Here is a 488-nt window from a genome sequence, read left to right on the forward strand (position 1 = left end):
CATGCCGCGTCCGCCCCTGCCCCGCGCGGTGTGGAGCGCACCGCTGGTGTTGTTCGCCGCGCACTGGGGCGCGCAGAACCTGTGGCCGAGCGAAGCCGATCCATGGCGCCAGTACAACCTGCCGCACCAGTGGCTGGCCACCGAAGTCGCCGATCTGCAGATTCGGGGCGAGGAATGGCTGGACGGTGATGTCGAAGAACCCGCGCCGGCCATGGCCGGGCTCACCGACGTCGACCTCAACGGGCAGAAACTGTTGGCCGCACCTGGGCAAGCGCGCAATGTGCTGATCATCGCCCTCGAAGGCATTCCCGGTGCCTACATTCGCGCCAACCGCGAGGCGATCGGCAGCCATTATCAGGAAGACCTGATGCCCAACCTCAGCCGCTGGGCCGAGCGCGGCATGAACACCCCGGATTACGTGCTGCATACGCACCAGACCATTCGCGGTCTGTACGCGATGCTCTGCGGCGATTACGACAAGCTCAACA

General features: G+C 65.6%; 1 pseudogene. It reads left to right on the forward strand.

The features are described from left to right. Positions 1 to 488, forward strand: a pseudogene (locus tag BK660_RS31560) (LTA synthase family protein); the annotation flags it as partial.

The sequence above is a fragment of the Pseudomonas brassicacearum genome, assembly GCF_003732265.1.
Lineage (GTDB): Bacteria > Pseudomonadota > Gammaproteobacteria > Pseudomonadales > Pseudomonadaceae > Aquipseudomonas > Aquipseudomonas brassicacearum_D.